Below are 15,047 nucleotides of genomic sequence, written 5' to 3' on the forward strand. Positions count from 1 at the left end.
GACTGACCTGCCGGTTTAGCGAGCCGCTGGGGCCATCGCTCCCTCAGCAGACAAGATCACTTCCCAAGCTGCAGGTCAGCGGTCCAGCACCGAGTCAGTGTGCGCTGGAACGCATACAAACCCCGTTTCCCTTACCCCCTGCTCCCATGCAGCCTTGGCCGGCCCCGTTGGGTCAGGGAGGAGTCTCCAAAAGGTTCGTGTGAGGAGCCCCAGTGGCTCGTGACCGCCGGGCAGCGTGGCGCAGCCGTGGCACAGTCATTCTGATCTACGCGGACCTGCAGGCTCACGCGCGTCACCACCGTAGGAGTCATCTCATGCGGCGAGTCTGCGGTAGCAGATGAAGGTGCAGGCGATACTGGTGAAGGCGAGGAAGTGGTCGGCTTTGCATTCGTAGCGGCGGTGAAGGTGGCGGCAGCCGTCGATCCAGGCCAGGGTGCGTTCGATGATCCAGCAGTGGTGGCCCAGCCGCTGCGAGGAATCGATGCCCCTGCGGGCGATGCGGTGCGTGTTGCCCGTCTGCGCAACCATTTCCGCAGGTGCGCATAGTCGTAACCCTTGTCCGCTTGGAGCTTGCCGGGTTTGCACCGTCGCCGGCCGCAGCGCGATTGGACAGGTGGCGGCATCCCGCGGACGAGGGGTTCGAGGGCCTGGGTATCAGCGATCACCCACGAGAGATCGTCCTCCAGTGTTGGCCGACGCGAAGCCGAACCTGGCCTACAGCAACAAGGAAACCGAAGTGCTCTGCTCGTCCGTCCGTCCTGGGGGATCCGGCAGCGCTGCACGGACGATGGCTTCGGCTGCGCCCGGGGTGAATCCCTGCACGCTGATCAGCTGTCGCATAGCGACCTGGCGGAGCAGGGTCTGGATGTCGTCCTCAACCATTGGCCCCAGTTCCTGAGAGGGTAGTCCGGTCACCTGGCGCCGCCGGCTCGCCGCCTGGCCGTAGGCGTCGAGGGACCGCACTGCGGATTCCAGCACTGCGCGTGCGGTCTCGGGTCCCACGCCAACCGCGAGGAGGGTCTCCGCCGCGAGTTCGACAACCGCCTGAGGTACGTCCTGAGGTTCCAAGAGGGCGGTTCGTCCGGCGGCGGCGAAATCCATCCATGCGGCGAGCTGGGGCGAGGCGTTGTCCCAAACCGTCTCGGCGACTGCTGCCCATAGTTGCCGCGCGGCCTCGACTTGCCAGAACTGGGGGCGGGTAAACATGGTTGCCGCCGGGGCAGGGTGCCACGCTCGGGCTCGGCCAATGTCAGCGATATCGTTCACGCTGACCGGTAGATCGACGACATACGCCTCCACAAGCTTCCTGATGTCGCGTTCATGGCGTGAGTCGGTGAACTCGGAGTAGTCGCTTCGTTCTTTGAGAACGTGCAGGAGAGCAACGGTGCCGAAGGTCGGGATCCCAGCGGCGATGAGCATGTCACGCAGGGCAGCGTCGTCACACCACACAGCGACATCAGTGTCGAGTGCGTGCTGAGCCGCTGACAGCCATGCGGCGTCGGCGTCTTGAGGGACATTGGCCATTCCGAGTCGGCGGCGGATCTCGGTCAGATCTGTCACGTCGACTGTGTGAAGACTGGGGATGATCTGGCTGAAGGCCTCGGCTTGCAGGGCGAGGTGCTGCCGGTCCTGGTCGGTGTACTCGGTGAGGGTGAACCGTCCGCCCCTGACGCCGAGCTGTCCCGAGGAACGGAGCATCTCGTGGAGGGCGTACCGGGTCTCGATGAGGTCGTCGCAGGCAGCTTTCGTGGTGGGAGTGGCCGCGAAGACCGCACGTAGCTGGTCAAGCCGTCCGGGGACGAGCGACATGACCGCCAGGGCGGTGGCGTCCATGACGACGGTGCCATCCAGGGAGTTCTGGACGGCTCTGACCTCCGCTGCGATGTGAGCGGGGTTGATGCTGCAGGCGGGAATCAGGCCGGCAGCTCGTTGGGTAACGGCCAGGGCGACAGGACGGCGGGCTACCCAGGCCAGCATTCCCATAGGTAGGGCGCTGATGCGTACGGCATCGGCCGCCGCGTCGAGGAGGGCTTCGCGGGGCCCCAGGGTCTGCTCAACGTAGTGGACAAGGTCCTCCGCGTCCCCGTCCATGGCGGTGAGTGCGCGGCTTGTCGGCAGATCGGCAAGCAGGGCCTTTAGCCTGGTGGCGAGCGGCTCTGGAAGGTCCAGCCCAGTGCGCGGTCCCTTGGCCGCTTCAGCCTCACCATCTCCGTTGTCCGCGGGTGACTGTGCTGGCTCGCCGGTCGCGGTCAAGAGACCGGCGAGGAGGGCTCCGGTGAGTTCAGGATCGTCGCGGCGGAAGCGCTCGGCAAGGCCGATCGCTGTTTCGGCCAGGTCCAGCGTCCACCCGGACCAGGCAACCAGCATGAGCCATGGGCGCGCGTCGTCCGCATCACGGATCTGCGGGGCGAATCTGGCGAGGGTGTCTTGTGCTGTTGAGAGTTTGCGCGCGTTGAGCTGGGCTCGGATAGCTGCCCAAGCGAAGGGAAGCGCGTGATGCGGGACAGCTCCGGCAGCACCTTCTATGGCGGTGAGGTGTTCGATACCGACGGTCTCAGCAAGTCCGACAAGGGCGTGTTCTTCCATGTCGGTCCAGTCCCGTCGGTCGTTCGCCCACTGGATAGCCAGACCGCGCAGATGCCGACGCATGGCGGCGGGCAGGAACGGCCGGCCCAGGAGAGTGAGTGCTTTGATGCGGGCTTGGTCCCTCTCCCCCGAACGCTCCCAGAGATCGACGGCAAGCACCCGCAGCGGGGTGTCGCCGAAGCGCAGGCCAGCGCGTTCGGCGGCTTCTGCCGCGAGCACGAGATGGCCGTCGCGTTCGTGTTGCTCGACGAGGCCCGTAGCGGCTACGGCGCTATGGTTCTCCCATTCTCGCAAGCGCCGGACTGCGCCAGCCGTGTCGCCGTTCACCGCTTCCGCGAGGGCGCACCGGGTCTGGTAGACAGCCTCGTGGATGGCACCTTGCTCGCGAAGTTCGTCCAGGTGGGACACGGGCCAGACACCCAGGGCGGACAGTGCGACTGCCGCTGCCCACTGCTCGTCGTCGTCGATAGCACCGGCAGCGACGCCTTGCCAGGCGGCGATCCGGGTCTCGCGGCTTGCCGCTGGGTCCGCGTCGGCTGCGAAAGCTGCCAGCTGGAGCTGGGCGCGGTCACCTGTCAGACCAGCAGCGATGACGTCCGCGAGATCGGTTCGGCCCGCTCTGTAGGCCAAGCGGATGGCACCCATCCGGAGAGGTTGGTCAGCGGCCTCCCGTTCCTGGGCGTCTCCGTCGGGTCCGGCAATCGCGGTCCGGATGGCGGCATCGACTTCACCAGTGTGCAGACGGGCCTGCATGACGATGCGAGCGGCCCGGCTGCTGGGCCCTCGCCACCGGCGGAAGTCGGCGCGCGCGGCAAGAGCCAGACGCTGGGCTCGGCCGGCATCGAGGAACCCCTGCTGTGGTGCCCCGGCAGCACTGCGACTCAAGAGGCAGCGGGCGAGATCGAGCTGCACGTCCGGATTGCCGGGCGCCACGAGCAGGGCTCTTTCGAGCATATGCTCGCCGTCGTCGTGCCGGTCTGCCGCGAAGTGGCAGTGCGCGGCAAAGCGTAGGACGTTAACGTCCCGGGTGGCGGCCGGATCGGATGAGGCGAAGGCGCGGACCAGGGTATCCGGGAGCTGTGTGGGGTGCGATCCTCCTGCTCCGGCCACTGCGCGTACTGCCGCCACGAGGACGGTGTCTCCTTCTTCCTCGGCTGCATCGGCCAGGCGCAGTGCTCGGTCAGGCGCGTGCGAGAGAGCGGAGAACGCAGCGAGAGCGAGCCAGCGTCCCTTGTCTTCCACGGCCTGCTCCGCAGCCCTCTCCAAGGATTCGACCGCGGGGAGACCGAGTTCGTGAGCCGTGCTGTAGGAGGCGATCACCTTCCATGCGTTCTCCTCATGCTCGGCCTCCAGGTTGGTAAGCCAGGCCGGTGGCTGGGTGAGTAGGACGGACACCGTAGCGGCCGGGTCGTCTGTCTCGGCGAGGAACTTGGCCAGGGGCTCGGCGTAGCCGGCGCCGGCCTGATGGTCGCGCAGGAGCCGAAGGCGGGTGTCGCCTGGGAGACGGTCGGTGGCCTCCTCGATGACGGCAACATCCTCACGAAGCTTGGCAGGGCGGCCCAGCACCTCCGCGTTGGCCTCGTCGATCTCCTGATGGGAGGGAACGAAGACTTTGTAATTCTTGCCCGTGGAAACGAGGGTGTCGGCGTTGATGTGCTGCCAGTAGACGCGTTCGGACGCGGGATGGAACAGCAGCAGCGCCACCGGAAGGGAGTGGTTGGTCCAGTACTCCACGTGCGCCGCGTCGCAGGGATACCACCATCCGCCTTCGCTGGCAGCGGCGAACTGACTGTCCCCCGATTTGACCTGGACAGCGAGGAGACGGCCAGTGGCGCCGCCGGTGGTCTTGCCTGTGAGACTGGCGCCATCGACGACCTCGAGATGGGCATCGATCCCGACGTCGCTTGTCTCCTGCTCTCGGAACAGCCATCCCAGCCGGGTCGTCACCAGGTAGGAAGCCCGGGCGACACCGGCGCGGTCGACGAGATGCGTCGGGCGAACGGTCGTCAACGCCTCACCCCCTTCTTCGGGCCCTTACCGAAGCCACTTCGATCCTCATCGAGGACTCTAGAGCGCAGCACTGACAACCCCTGCGAACCGCAGGGGTTGCCGCGCTGTCCCACCAGCGGGCCGCCACCGCCGGTCAGACCTCGCAACCTGTTCAGAGTCCGCGACGCTCACCGTGCACCCAGAAGGCGCACACCTGCACCCGTATGGCGGACAGGCGCTAGAGTCTTCCCCACCCACAGTCGAAGGGTGTGTTACCAGCGGTGACCGTCGATCGCACCTCCGACGGCCATAACCGTTAGAAACAAGGGAGCATCGTGCAACTCATCGGGCTCAGCGTCAGCAATTTCCGCTCCCTGGCGGACGTGCAGGACATCCCGATCAGGAGACAAACGATCCTGGCAGGCCACAACGACTGTGGGAAGACCGCCACTTTGGATGCCCTGGCCTTTCTCCTTGGCGAGCGTGACATCCAGGAAAGCGATATCTCTCGTTTCGCGATCGGGGCAGCTGAGCGGACCGCACTCCCGGCGCTCGGCGATGAGGAGCCGCCGCGCACGGTGACCGTGGAGGGACGCTTCGAGCTCTCGACCGGCGAGGCAAAGCTCCTCAACACATCCTCTCCGGTTCGGATCCGTCGCCGGTTCGTGGAAGGGCAGGGAGCCCGCCTGGAGTGGGAGTCGTTGGTTCCCCAGTGCCTTGAGCTCAGGGATGTTCAGGGACTCAAGGTCAGTGAACTTCGAGATCTGGCCTCCAGCCTGGGCCTGAACCTGCGGCCCGGCCAGACCAACGTCCGGGCGAGCTGGGTGGAGGTCCTCGAGGAGCACGCGGCCTTGAGTCCTCACGTCACCGACTGGGCTGCGGCACCGCCTGTGGTCAAGGACGCTCTGCCTCAGCTTCTCTACTTCAAGGGCGACTCCGCAGAGTCGCCGGAAGCTGTGGTTCGCAGCATCCTCACCGCGAAGCTGCGCGAGTACACCCTGGACGAGACGACCCGGCAGAAGATCACCGGCCTGGAGGACGATTTCTCGAAGCAGTTGCAGGAGGACGCCGACCAGCTCCGCAAGCTTGTCCTTGAGCGCTGCGCTTTCGACGAGTTCACCCTTGAGCCCCAGATCCAGTTCAAGCCGTCCGTCATCAGTGTGGCTCTCGCGGCCTCCGCCAGCGGGCAGCAAACGGTACCGCTGTCAGCTGCGGGAGCCGGCCGGTCCCGGCGCGTGACCCTGGCACTGTGGGAGGCCAGCCAGCAGCTCCTCTCCGAAGCCACCGAGGACAGCGCTGGTGGCGGCGTCATCATCGTCTACGACGAGCCCGACACCCACCTGGACTACGACCACCAGCGGCGGATCATGGAGATGATCAAGGCCTCGGCCAGTGGAGCCCAGTCGACCGTGGTCGTCGCCACGCATTCACTCAACCTGATCGACGGCGTGGACATCCAGGACATCGTCCACCTGAACAGCCGGAACGGCCGGGCCTACATCCAGTCCCTCACCAGCAACGACACGGATGCCGACACGCGCCGGTTCCTGTCGAACATGGCGACCTCGCTGGGGTTCCGCAACAGCGTCCTGCTGCACGAGAGGTGCTTCATCGCGGTCGAGGGAGCGACCGAGTACGCGGCGCTCCCGGCCCTGTTCAAGCTGGCCTTCGGATACCCGATCCAGTCCGCCGGCATCGCACTGTGGTCCTGCGGAGGCAACGACGGAGCACTCAACTTCGCCAAGTTCCTCAAGGAACACCACCGTACAGTGAAGTTCATGGTGGACGCGGACTCCCTCAAGGACAAGCAGAAGGAGTTCAATATCGACCGGCTGAAGAAGCAGGGCTTCGCAGAGGACGACTGTCTCTTCATTGGAAACCCGCACGAACTCGAGGACGTGTTCGGGAACGATCAGTGGGCGGACACCATGAATGCCCTGTGGCCGCGCGGCGACGAGCTGCAGTGGAAGCCTGAGGACGTGGAGGCACTGCGCACGGAGGGCAAGTTCAGCAAAAAGCTACACACCCTGGTCCGTGATCATTCTTCCGATGCGCCCCGGTCCAAGGAAGAAATGGTCGTGGCCCTTACTCGTCGGCTGCGGGGACCATCTGACATTCCGCCTTCTCTCATCGGTGTCTTCGAGACCGCCATGAGGATCGCCAGTGATGCCGGGCAGCGCTATTGGCCCGAGGACGACTGAGAGGTCCTACGTGAGCGCCGCGCCTTCATGCGGCTCAGGCGCTGTGCACGTGTAGGGGCCACCCAGGTGTGCATGCCGACGGACGCAGCCCAGCGGTGTCCATGGCTGCTTTGTTCTTCGCCGCACCATCTGCATCCCGAAGGAGCAGGCGGATCTGTATGCCGAACACGCACAGTCAATGCACGCATGCCACTGCCCTCCGCTCGTTCCTGCCGACTGCGTACTCACAGACTCGCATGCAGCACTGACAATCGACAGCTTGAGAACGGGACAAACAGGTCTGCGGGCTTTGGCGGTCTCCGACATCGAGACCACCGGTGCGTACGTGGATGGTGAGGCCGCCACAGCCGCATCACGGGCTCCAGCCAATGATCTTGATTCCCGGACTTCGTGCAAGATCGGCTTGACGAGCGTCTACGCCACCCGACCGCCGTGGATGCCACTTGGATCCACCGAACCTGAGCTGGCCGGCGGGTAGAGTCGAAGAGGTCTCGATTCCAGTTGGCCCGACGGAATCATCCGCCCAGCACGTCCCCTCAGCCCGTTTCGTCCATTAGTGCTGGTGGTCGGACGCTGCAATGAGGAACGGCATGACGGGCCCGCACCAGCGGCTTTTCGGATTCCCGCCGGAGCCAAGCACGGACAACAGCCTCCGAGGCCGGAAAGGGTCTCGGAGGCCGTCCTGGAGGGACTGCTGGGGCTGTTCCTTCTCGGGGGCTATGGCCCGTCCGGCTTGATCGGAGAGGACTGCTCCTGGGCGGTATTCGCCCGCAAGGCGCCGTCGGGCCGGTGCCCTGCTGCCCGGTAATCGGCTTCGTCGGGATGGAGCTGTACCCGGGTCTGGCGCCAGGCCACATCGAAGGAAAGGTCCCCGCCAGAGTCCCGTACCGCGCGCCAAGCGTGCCAGCTGGTCCGCGGCGACAGCAACCACCGCCACAACGTCGCACTCACGGGCACCACCGGCCGTATGCAGGAGAGGCTAGCTGTCTGTTCACGGGCCACCTGCCGGGGCCGGTTCGAGACTGCCGGCGAGCGCCTCCACCCGATCTGCGTGGTCGTGCCGGCCCAAGGCTCGCATTCCACCGGCCAGAATGGTGTGGATCATCATCTTCTGGGATGGCTCGGGAAAGGTACTGAGGAACTGGCGCACCACGTCTACCAGCGCGTACTCCGCACCGAGGTGCTCGACGGGGCGGTGCTCGGCCAGGCGCTGGGCGAGTTCCTCGGTGACCGTGACAGTAGGTGCCTTGGTCCAGTCGCTGTCCTTTTCTTCGAGCCAGTGCGCGAGGAGCGTCGCGGGCTGTGAGAGATGGACGGCAAGCGCCTCGGTCCTCTGGCGGCGCAGTTCATCGGCGATGGTCTGCTTGCGTTGTGCCTCCAGAAGGGCCGATACGGCGGCGCGGTCATCGGCGAGCAGGCCGACGTCGGCCTTCGCGGTGAACAGCAGGCGAGGGACGGCAGCCAGGGACCGCTCCCGTCCCAGTTCGGCCGCGCACACGTCCTGGACCGTGGCGAGGTCGAACGCATCACGGACCCGTAGCGCGTCCGCCGCGACATGGCGCAGTACGTCCCGGATATCGGCGATGGCCTGGGCGGCGTCCATACCGTCCGGCGGGTCACTGTTCACGGTCGCGGTGATCACCACGTGGAAGGCGATGCCTTCGTGCTTGCTGGCCAGGCGCGCTTCAATGTGGGCGAGTTCGCTGTTCAGGTCCTTGCGGGAGATCCCCGAGCGCCTGCTTTTGAACAACGCCATGTCACGACCCCGGGTGGCCGGAGCCGTGCCTGCGCCAGGGCTGGAGCTGGGAGGGCATGCGAAGGGCCTTGCGCAGCGAGACGACTGCCTCGTCGTAGGCGACTCCGGGTGCCCCGAACATAAGGTCGGAGATAGGTGAGCTGCCCAGGTGGCGCTGGATGACCTCGTCAAGGATGTCCTTGAGTATGGGCAGTTCGACATGTCCGTCGGCGAAGGCGTGTGCCCAATTGTGGAGGACCTGACGGGACTCGGCGTCAACCTTGGAGTTTCCGAGGGCGGCACTCCACTTGTCGATAAGCGCTTCCTTGACGTCGGGGTGCTGCTCGGCGGAGGACAGCATGACCTGGAGGATCCAAGGGTCCTTGCGTGGGTCCACGAGCGCGAGGAAAGCGCGGTGGGCTGCCAGGTTCCGGCCTTCCGCCGACCATTTCCCCAGTGCCGCCCAGAACCGGGGCAGCTGGCCTTGGGCTCGGGCGGTCGCGCGCAGGGCGGCTTCGGCGGTACGGACGGCCTTGTCGCGGTCGGAGCGGCCCAGGACGTGCTTGAGGCGGACCAGGGCCTGGCTCGGGTAGTGCTCGGCGAACTCTCCCTGGCAGACCAGAGCCACCACGCGGGCCACCGGCTCGGAGGGTTCCTGGGCCCAGTCCAGGAGTTTGGAGCGGACCTGGGGTCCAAGAGCGGGGGCCTCGGCGGCCCGGGTGAGGACACGGGCGAGCAGGTCCAGGTGCTCGGCCCGGCTGTCCTTCCCGATCCACTCCTTGATGGTGGTGATCGCTCTGAAGTCGTTCTCGGCGATCGCGAGTTCCACCAGCAGGTCACTGATCGTCTGCAGTCTGCCGGGGCCAGCCTCGGCGGTGATGAGCTCATCGAGCCAGTCCAGCAGCGGCTTGTGGATATCGGCCCGCTGGTGCCACAGGTGGACTAGCACCGCGCGGGCGTAGCCCGCCTTGTGGTCGAGGCTGACTTTGCGGCTTACAACTTCTACCCCGACCTTGTTCAGGCGGCTCGTCAGGTCGGGGCCGGTGAGGATCTCCCTGACGCTTCCGACGCTGTCGTCTTTCAGGAGCGCGCGGGCCGCGTCCTGGACCGTCAGGGCATCCTCGCCATCGAGGAACAGGGCGGCGATAAGCAGGGCCCGGTCCTCGGGCTTGTCCTCCGTGGCCGTGAACACGTTCTTCACGTCCGTGCGCCATTCCTGGAACGCCGACTTCGCCGTCTCCAGCCCCTTAAGGGACTCCTCGACACCAGCCAGTGTCGCGGCCAGCCGCACGGCGTCCGCAGGAGTCGAGCCCGCGTTCAGGAGCATCGCGGCCGGGCCGGGGCTGCCCACGATGGGCCGCTGCAGCCAGTCCGCGCACACCGGCTTCCCGTACAGCGCCTTCAGGTGCGCGATGGCGATCTCGTGGGCGGACGGCCTGACCCTGGCAGTGACCAGCACACGGTCGAACGCACCGGACTGCTCGCCGGGCCACCCGTCCTCGTTGGCGATTACCACCAGGTACGAGCCGACCTCACGCAGCTTCTCGGCATGGGCCAAGAGCTGCTTAGCCACGTCACCGGGGGCTTTCCAGGCATCGATCTCGGATGCCACATCGAGGAGGTACCCGGTCGCCTCCTGCGTCGGCATGAGTTCGATGTCCGGGCTCTCGGGGCGCTCCCAGTCGGGGTGCACCTCCTGCAGGCCCAGCGGGTTGGCACCCGAGCGCCGGCGTGCGTCGGACACTTGCCACAAGGCGCGGATGCCGGCGGTTCGCTTGCCCATGCCCGGCGCGCCCGCGACCACCGCGAGAGCCGGCCCCGGCCCCGCCAGCAGCACCCTGGCGTCCTCGGCGGTGGTCACCCGCTCGTGCTCGGGCCCCGTACCTACCCAGGCCAGACCTACAGCTTCGACCTCCACGGACGGGATGGGCGTCACCGTCAGCGGCGGCTTGCTGTACATCGTCACGTCGCGACCGGCGACGACGATCTGGGAGTTCCTGTTGTCGCTGATCTCGACGCCATGCGGCTTCGGATCGGCGTCAGGCGCAGGATCCGGCTCGCCGACCGGATCCGGCAAATCGGCGGTCGGCGGATGCTCGGGGGCGGCAGCCGTCGGCGGACCGAAGGAAGGCGTTGAGGAAGGCGAGTTCCCGGGCGCGGACGGCACCCCGAACCTCGCCGGCTCTTCCGGAAAGCCACCGCGGTGGTTGTCCTCGGTCACTGCTGGGCCTCCGGACGGTAGTGGAGGGTGTTGCCGATGATGGACCCGCGTGAGACGACAATCTGACTGTTGGTGTTGCCCCGAACGGTCAGCGAGCCGTCTGCCGGACCGGACGCCCCGGCAGTCTTCTCGATCAGGGCCTGGAACTCGGCGGCAGCGTCCGGGTGGCTCCGCAAAAACGACTCCAGCTGGATCCCCAGCGTGGTGCGCAGGGCGTTCTCCACAGCCGGCTGGTTCGCATCATCGGTCCGGCTCAGCAGCTCGTAGCCCGCATCGAGCTGGAGCACCTGCCCCGCCGCCCCCTCCTCGTCCCTGCTACCGAAAAACCGGGCCAGGACATCACGCACGCCCTGCCATGTAGACCTCGTCATCTCCGCAACCAGCGCCGCAGCCCCCATGGCCGCTAGATCCCCCGCACTCATGAGCTCGGACACGCTCTCCCCCTGGTAACTCAGCCGTGGATTTGATGGCCCAGAGTGCGATCACTCCCCTTTCCCTGCAATCGGTATTGCACCGCCGTCCGAAAAGCAATGGCGAAGCCGCCGAGAGATTTAAGCCGAGATGCAAGGGTGGACATCCAGAGATGATCAAGGAGTGAGCAGTTGGCAGGGGTCGGCGAGCCGTCAAACGGAGCACTATCAGCCACAGGCGGCGGCAATAATTTATGGCCTGAATGACTTCCCGATCACCGATCTCTGGCCAACGCCAGCATGTAGCAGACCCGCCCATATAATCGAAACAGTTAACCATTCTCCGCGTGTCATCACATCAGACAGAATTATGTGGGGCGCATTTCTGTCTTTCGTACCTGTCGGGCGGCGACCCCAGCGGGCCCTACGTCAAGCCGATTCGGACGACGAGCGGCACATGCGCAGTCTCTGTCCGGCTTCGGGCTCGGCAGCCTCCCGCAGCACACCACCGGCGACGGCGTGTACCAGGATGCGGGTGGCGTGCAGCACCTGGAAGGCAACCCGATCGATGGCCACTCCAACCGCTTCACCAGCGGCGCCGCGGCGCTGACCGATACGCTCGCGGCCGCGCTGCCATCGGGCACCGTCCAGCTCGCCACCCTGGTCACCGCGATCCGCGCCACCCCTCCGGCTTGACGGTCCACACCCCCATTGCGTCATCGTGGCCGTGCCGCCCACGCCCGCTTAGCCCGCATCGACTTCGACGGCCAGCTGCCTGCGGACCTCGTCGCCGCAGTGGAGCAGACCCCGTGTGGATGGGGGCCGTGGTCAAGGTCGTCGTCAAGTATCCCAAAGCGTTCTGGCGCCATGACGGCCTGGCTGGGGCCGCGTTCAGCCAGACCGGCCCGCTGCAGGAGATCCACGACTTGTTCGGCCCTGACGGAGCACCGGCCGTCCTGTTCGGCTTGACTCACACCAGTACGGTCAGCAGTGCAGCACCCGACTTCTGCGCGGCCGCCACGCGGCAGCTGGCGCAGCTCTTCGGGCCGCAGGTATCCCGGCCCTGCACGTCCAGGACTGGATGACGAGGGGGGTGTCGACGGTGAGGACGCGCCGAAGGCCGCCTGTCACGTATCCCGGCCATGGGCCCCGCCCCCGGGCCGGCCTGCTGCCCCTACGGCGGCACCTGCCATCCGTTCTGTGAGACAGCGCAGATCAACGACGATCCGGCCAGCGCCGCGACCCACCGCGTCGGTCGTGAGGGGCATACGGCCCGCAGGGCGAGGACTATGGCCAGTCCTCCACCTGGTGTTGCCGGTCACCTGTCGCTCTCCTCAGCGAAGTTCAGTCGACAGTTGCGGATGCGACAGGGACCCGGAAGAGGATGTGGCGGCCTTTTCGACGGACTTCTTCGAGGTGGCCACTCTGCGCCATAACCTTGAGGAAGTCCCGTACTTCAGCAAGCGAGGGATGCGACAAGGCGACGGCGACGTCTTTGGCCCGCCAGAGTCGCGGTGGTTGCTGCTGCATCAGCAAGAGGATCTGCTCGATGCTGAGTTCGATGGCAGCGTGGGAAGGGGATGCGGTTGCCTCAGTTTCCTGTCGGGCGGCCGAAAACAGAGGGTGGCGGATGGGACCGGCAGCGAGTTGGTTCCAGAGGTCCTTGATCTCCTCAATGTCCTGAGCGGACTGCAGGAGGGTGTCAAAGTAGTGGAGTTCCTCGGAGGCTTTGGCCCTCCGACGGCTCCACTCCTCCTTCAAGAATTCGAAGTCCGCAGGTGCTGTCGGGCCGGGACCCGGATCTGAATGTGCCACGCCCCCGACGCTAGCTGTAGCCGCACGGCAGCCCAAGCGGGGTAGGTGGCAGTCCCTCGAAATGGTGACCGCGGCCGCATGCGGGACGGCCTGTCGCCGGTTCTACGTCGGCTCGGGTCCCGAATCAGTGCCAGTCCACGGTCAGCGGTCCGTCGGGAAGCCAGCCGTCCCAGTAGCCCTCGACGATGGCGGCCAGGTCGACCGGCTCTGTCGGCGAATCGCGCTGACGCAGGCTGTCCAGAGGGCGCCACCGCGTACGCGCTGGCGGTTTCTTCAGAAGGCGGAGCAGGTCGGGCTGCCGGACGGAGGCGATCAGGAGCCGGCGCTCGGTCCGTACACCGGCCGGCCTGCCTGGCGGCGTGGCCCAGACATGGCACACGACCGGGGCGATCTGCAGGAGGGACAACCCCCACCGGAGTTCGGCGGCCCGTGCTGCGGCGTAGTGGTAGCTCTGCCCGCAGGTGACTGGGAAAGAGGGAGGTGTCAGCCTGCGGCCCCCGGAGAGCAGGACGCTCCTGCGGCTGCGGTCGAGCAGGAGAAGGAGGACGATGCGGCGCAGGCGCGGAGGCGGAATAGGCACACCTCCACTTTCATGTCATGTTATTTAATTGGCATCCTTGGAGGGCCATACAGGTCGTAGACCTGTGCAGTGGAAACGGTCGCGGCGGCGCGTGCGAGACGGGTCAACCACCTGTGGGCGATGCACACTGACCCACACACGTCATACAGGTGGGTGGCATCCTGCGCACACCTGTCATGACAGGTCGAGTGCGCATGCCGACGGCGTCATGGGCGGCACCTGTCTTGGCAGCTCGGCGGTCATCACTCATCAGGGTGGACTCCTCCGCCTGGGTGCGCTGTGTACTGCGACACAGCCCTAGGGTGTGCGCCATGGACAGCATCAGCCTGGACTGGGAGGCGGCTGTTTCCGATCCCGGTGGGGCCGTCGAAAAACTCAAGCAGCTCCAAGAGGAGGTCGCCGAGTTCAGCGTGCGGGTAGGCATTGTGATCATGAAGCTCGAGGCGCTGGAGGGGCGACCTTGCACCTTCCCCGGGCAGGCCGGGCCGCCCCCTTCGGGCGGCAGCGCATCTGGCGGACAGGCACACGAGACGCCACGCGGCCCTTTCGTGCCGCCTCAGGCCGGACGAGGCGATGATCTGTCCGGGCGCCGAGGGGGCGGGGCCGGCGAGGTGCGATTGACGCGGCGGATGCAGGTACTGGCGCTTGTCGAAGGCAGCGGGGATCGCGCGTGGAATGTCCGTGAGATCGGCGAGGCGATCGCGCAGCCCAACCTACGCAGTCTCCGGGTCCTTGTCGAAGAGCTCGCGCAGCAGGGCTGCCTGGCTAGACGCTCGGTACCGCCCCGGTCCGTTCTGTACAGCCGGGCGAGCTCCACTCCGCCCGACGGGGAGGCCGCCACGAGTTGACCACACACGCTCCGGTACAGGTACGGGCCGCCGCCAACTCCTACATCGGCGGCGGCCCTGAACGGCCCCATGCCTGAGCAGACCCTTGTCACGGTGCCCTGGTGCCCGCTCGAGAGCGGGCGCCGGGCAGTCAGCACGGCACGGCCGTTTCCGGCACCTTAGCGCGAACGTCGCGCCAGGCGGCCGGGTACGGCCATGCCGTCATCCCTTCGGGCGACCGCGAAGAGCGGGTCCACCCGGTCGAGGACGGCTTCGATGGCATCCCCCAATCCCACCCCGCTTCGGCATACCCCTTCACACCCCGCGGCCCGGCCAGAGATCGCACTCCAAGGCCTTCTCGAGGCTGGCGATGGTCAGCAGGTCCGGCCAGACCTCACCCTTCAGGACGTTGGCGATGGTCAGCCGACTTACGTCGCTGCGACGGGACAGCTCGGCCACCGACCAGCCCGCCCGCTCCAGCGCCGCAGCGAGCGCGAGAGCCAGAGCCTGGGCGACCTTGGCTCCGTGATGGTCAGCCAACACGGCTCTTGGCCAAGCTCCGGCCTGGACGAATCCACGCGGGCGTACGGAACGGCTGTCTCCTCGGGGCACGAGCCCCAGTCTCACCCATCCGGATCTCCTGGGTCGCACGGTGTCCCCCAACATCCAGCATGGTATTCCAA

General features: G+C 66.5%; 11 protein-coding genes and 1 pseudogene. 4 read left to right on the forward strand and 8 right to left on the reverse strand.

Annotated elements, in window-relative coordinates; translation table 11 throughout:
* Positions 1 to 312: 312 nt before the first annotated feature.
* A pseudogene (locus tag ACH4K1_RS13915) lies at positions 313 to 656 on the reverse strand (transposase); the annotation flags it as partial.
* 58 nt (positions 657 to 714) lie between these two features.
* Positions 715 to 4,596 (reverse strand): DUF4365 domain-containing protein, encoded by a 3,882-nt coding sequence (locus tag ACH4K1_RS13920; RefSeq protein WP_398089323.1) that lies wholly within the window; start codon positions 4,594 to 4,596, stop codon positions 715 to 717.
* A 314-nt stretch (positions 4,597 to 4,910) separates the two neighbouring features.
* Here ACH4K1_RS13920 and ACH4K1_RS13925 point away from each other — a divergent pair, with 314 nt between their 5' ends.
* Complete coding sequence (locus tag ACH4K1_RS13925) at positions 4,911 to 6,776, forward strand: ATP-dependent nuclease (RefSeq protein WP_398089324.1); 1,866 nt, start codon at positions 4,911 to 4,913, stop codon at positions 6,774 to 6,776.
* Positions 6,777 to 7,767: 991 nt separating this feature from the next.
* On the opposite strand, the gene ACH4K1_RS13930 is transcribed toward ACH4K1_RS13925, so the two are convergent.
* The 3 genes from ACH4K1_RS13930 to ACH4K1_RS13940 are packed head-to-tail and all read right to left on the reverse strand — an operon-like array spanning position 7,768 to position 11,166.
* Positions 7,768 to 8,532, reverse strand: coding sequence for a hypothetical protein (locus tag ACH4K1_RS13930; protein ID WP_073772508.1), 765 nt, complete (start codon positions 8,530 to 8,532; stop codon positions 7,768 to 7,770).
* Between the two features lies 1 nt (position 8,533).
* A complete protein-coding gene (locus tag ACH4K1_RS13935; RefSeq protein ID WP_398089326.1) occupies positions 8,534 to 10,732 on the reverse strand; it encodes a hypothetical protein in 2,199 nt (732 codons plus the stop codon).
* Positions 10,729 to 11,166, reverse strand: coding sequence for a hypothetical protein (locus ACH4K1_RS13940; RefSeq protein WP_073772506.1), 438 nt, complete (start codon positions 11,164 to 11,166; stop codon positions 10,729 to 10,731). The genes ACH4K1_RS13935 and ACH4K1_RS13940 overlap by 4 nt, the downstream gene beginning before the upstream one ends.
* A 516-nt stretch (positions 11,167 to 11,682) precedes the next feature.
* On the opposite strand from ACH4K1_RS13940, the gene ACH4K1_RS13945 reads away from it, so the two are divergent.
* Both ACH4K1_RS13945 and ACH4K1_RS13950 read left to right on the forward strand, forming a co-directional pair.
* Complete coding sequence (locus ACH4K1_RS13945; protein ID WP_158075006.1) at positions 11,683 to 11,838, forward strand: hypothetical protein; 156 nt, start codon at positions 11,683 to 11,685, stop codon at positions 11,836 to 11,838.
* A gap of 128 nt (positions 11,839 to 11,966) precedes the next feature.
* Positions 11,967 to 12,227, forward strand: a complete 261-nt coding sequence (locus ACH4K1_RS13950; protein WP_398089328.1) for a hypothetical protein — start codon at positions 11,967 to 11,969, stop codon at positions 12,225 to 12,227.
* A 259-nt stretch (positions 12,228 to 12,486) separates the two neighbouring features.
* Here ACH4K1_RS13950 and ACH4K1_RS13955 read toward each other — a convergent pair whose 3' ends face one another.
* Both ACH4K1_RS13955 and ACH4K1_RS13960 read right to left on the reverse strand, forming a co-directional pair.
* Positions 12,487 to 12,957 (reverse strand): hypothetical protein, encoded by a 471-nt coding sequence (locus tag ACH4K1_RS13955; RefSeq protein ID WP_143196569.1) that lies wholly within the window; start codon positions 12,955 to 12,957, stop codon positions 12,487 to 12,489.
* A 124-nt stretch (positions 12,958 to 13,081) separates the two neighbouring features.
* Positions 13,082 to 13,537: a hypothetical protein gene (locus ACH4K1_RS13960; RefSeq protein WP_073772503.1), complete on the reverse strand. Its 456-nt coding sequence runs from the start codon at positions 13,535 to 13,537 to the stop codon at positions 13,082 to 13,084.
* Between the two features lie 311 nt (positions 13,538 to 13,848).
* On the opposite strand from ACH4K1_RS13960, the gene ACH4K1_RS13965 reads away from it, so the two are divergent.
* The gene (locus ACH4K1_RS13965) at positions 13,849 to 14,385 is read left to right on the forward strand and encodes a hypothetical protein (RefSeq protein WP_398089331.1); all 537 of its coding nucleotides are present in this window, start codon (positions 13,849 to 13,851) and stop codon (positions 14,383 to 14,385) included.
* 294 nt (positions 14,386 to 14,679) lie between these two features.
* Here the strand turns inward: ACH4K1_RS13965 and ACH4K1_RS13970 are convergent, their stop codons facing one another.
* Positions 14,680 to 14,904 (reverse strand): helix-turn-helix transcriptional regulator, encoded by a 225-nt coding sequence (locus ACH4K1_RS13970; RefSeq protein WP_073772899.1) that lies wholly within the window; start codon positions 14,902 to 14,904, stop codon positions 14,680 to 14,682.
* Between the last annotated feature and the right edge of the window lie 143 nt (positions 14,905 to 15,047).

The organism is Streptomyces sp. NPDC017448 (assembly GCF_044330565.1).
Classification (GTDB): Bacteria; Actinomycetota; Actinomycetes; order Streptomycetales; family Streptomycetaceae; genus Streptomyces.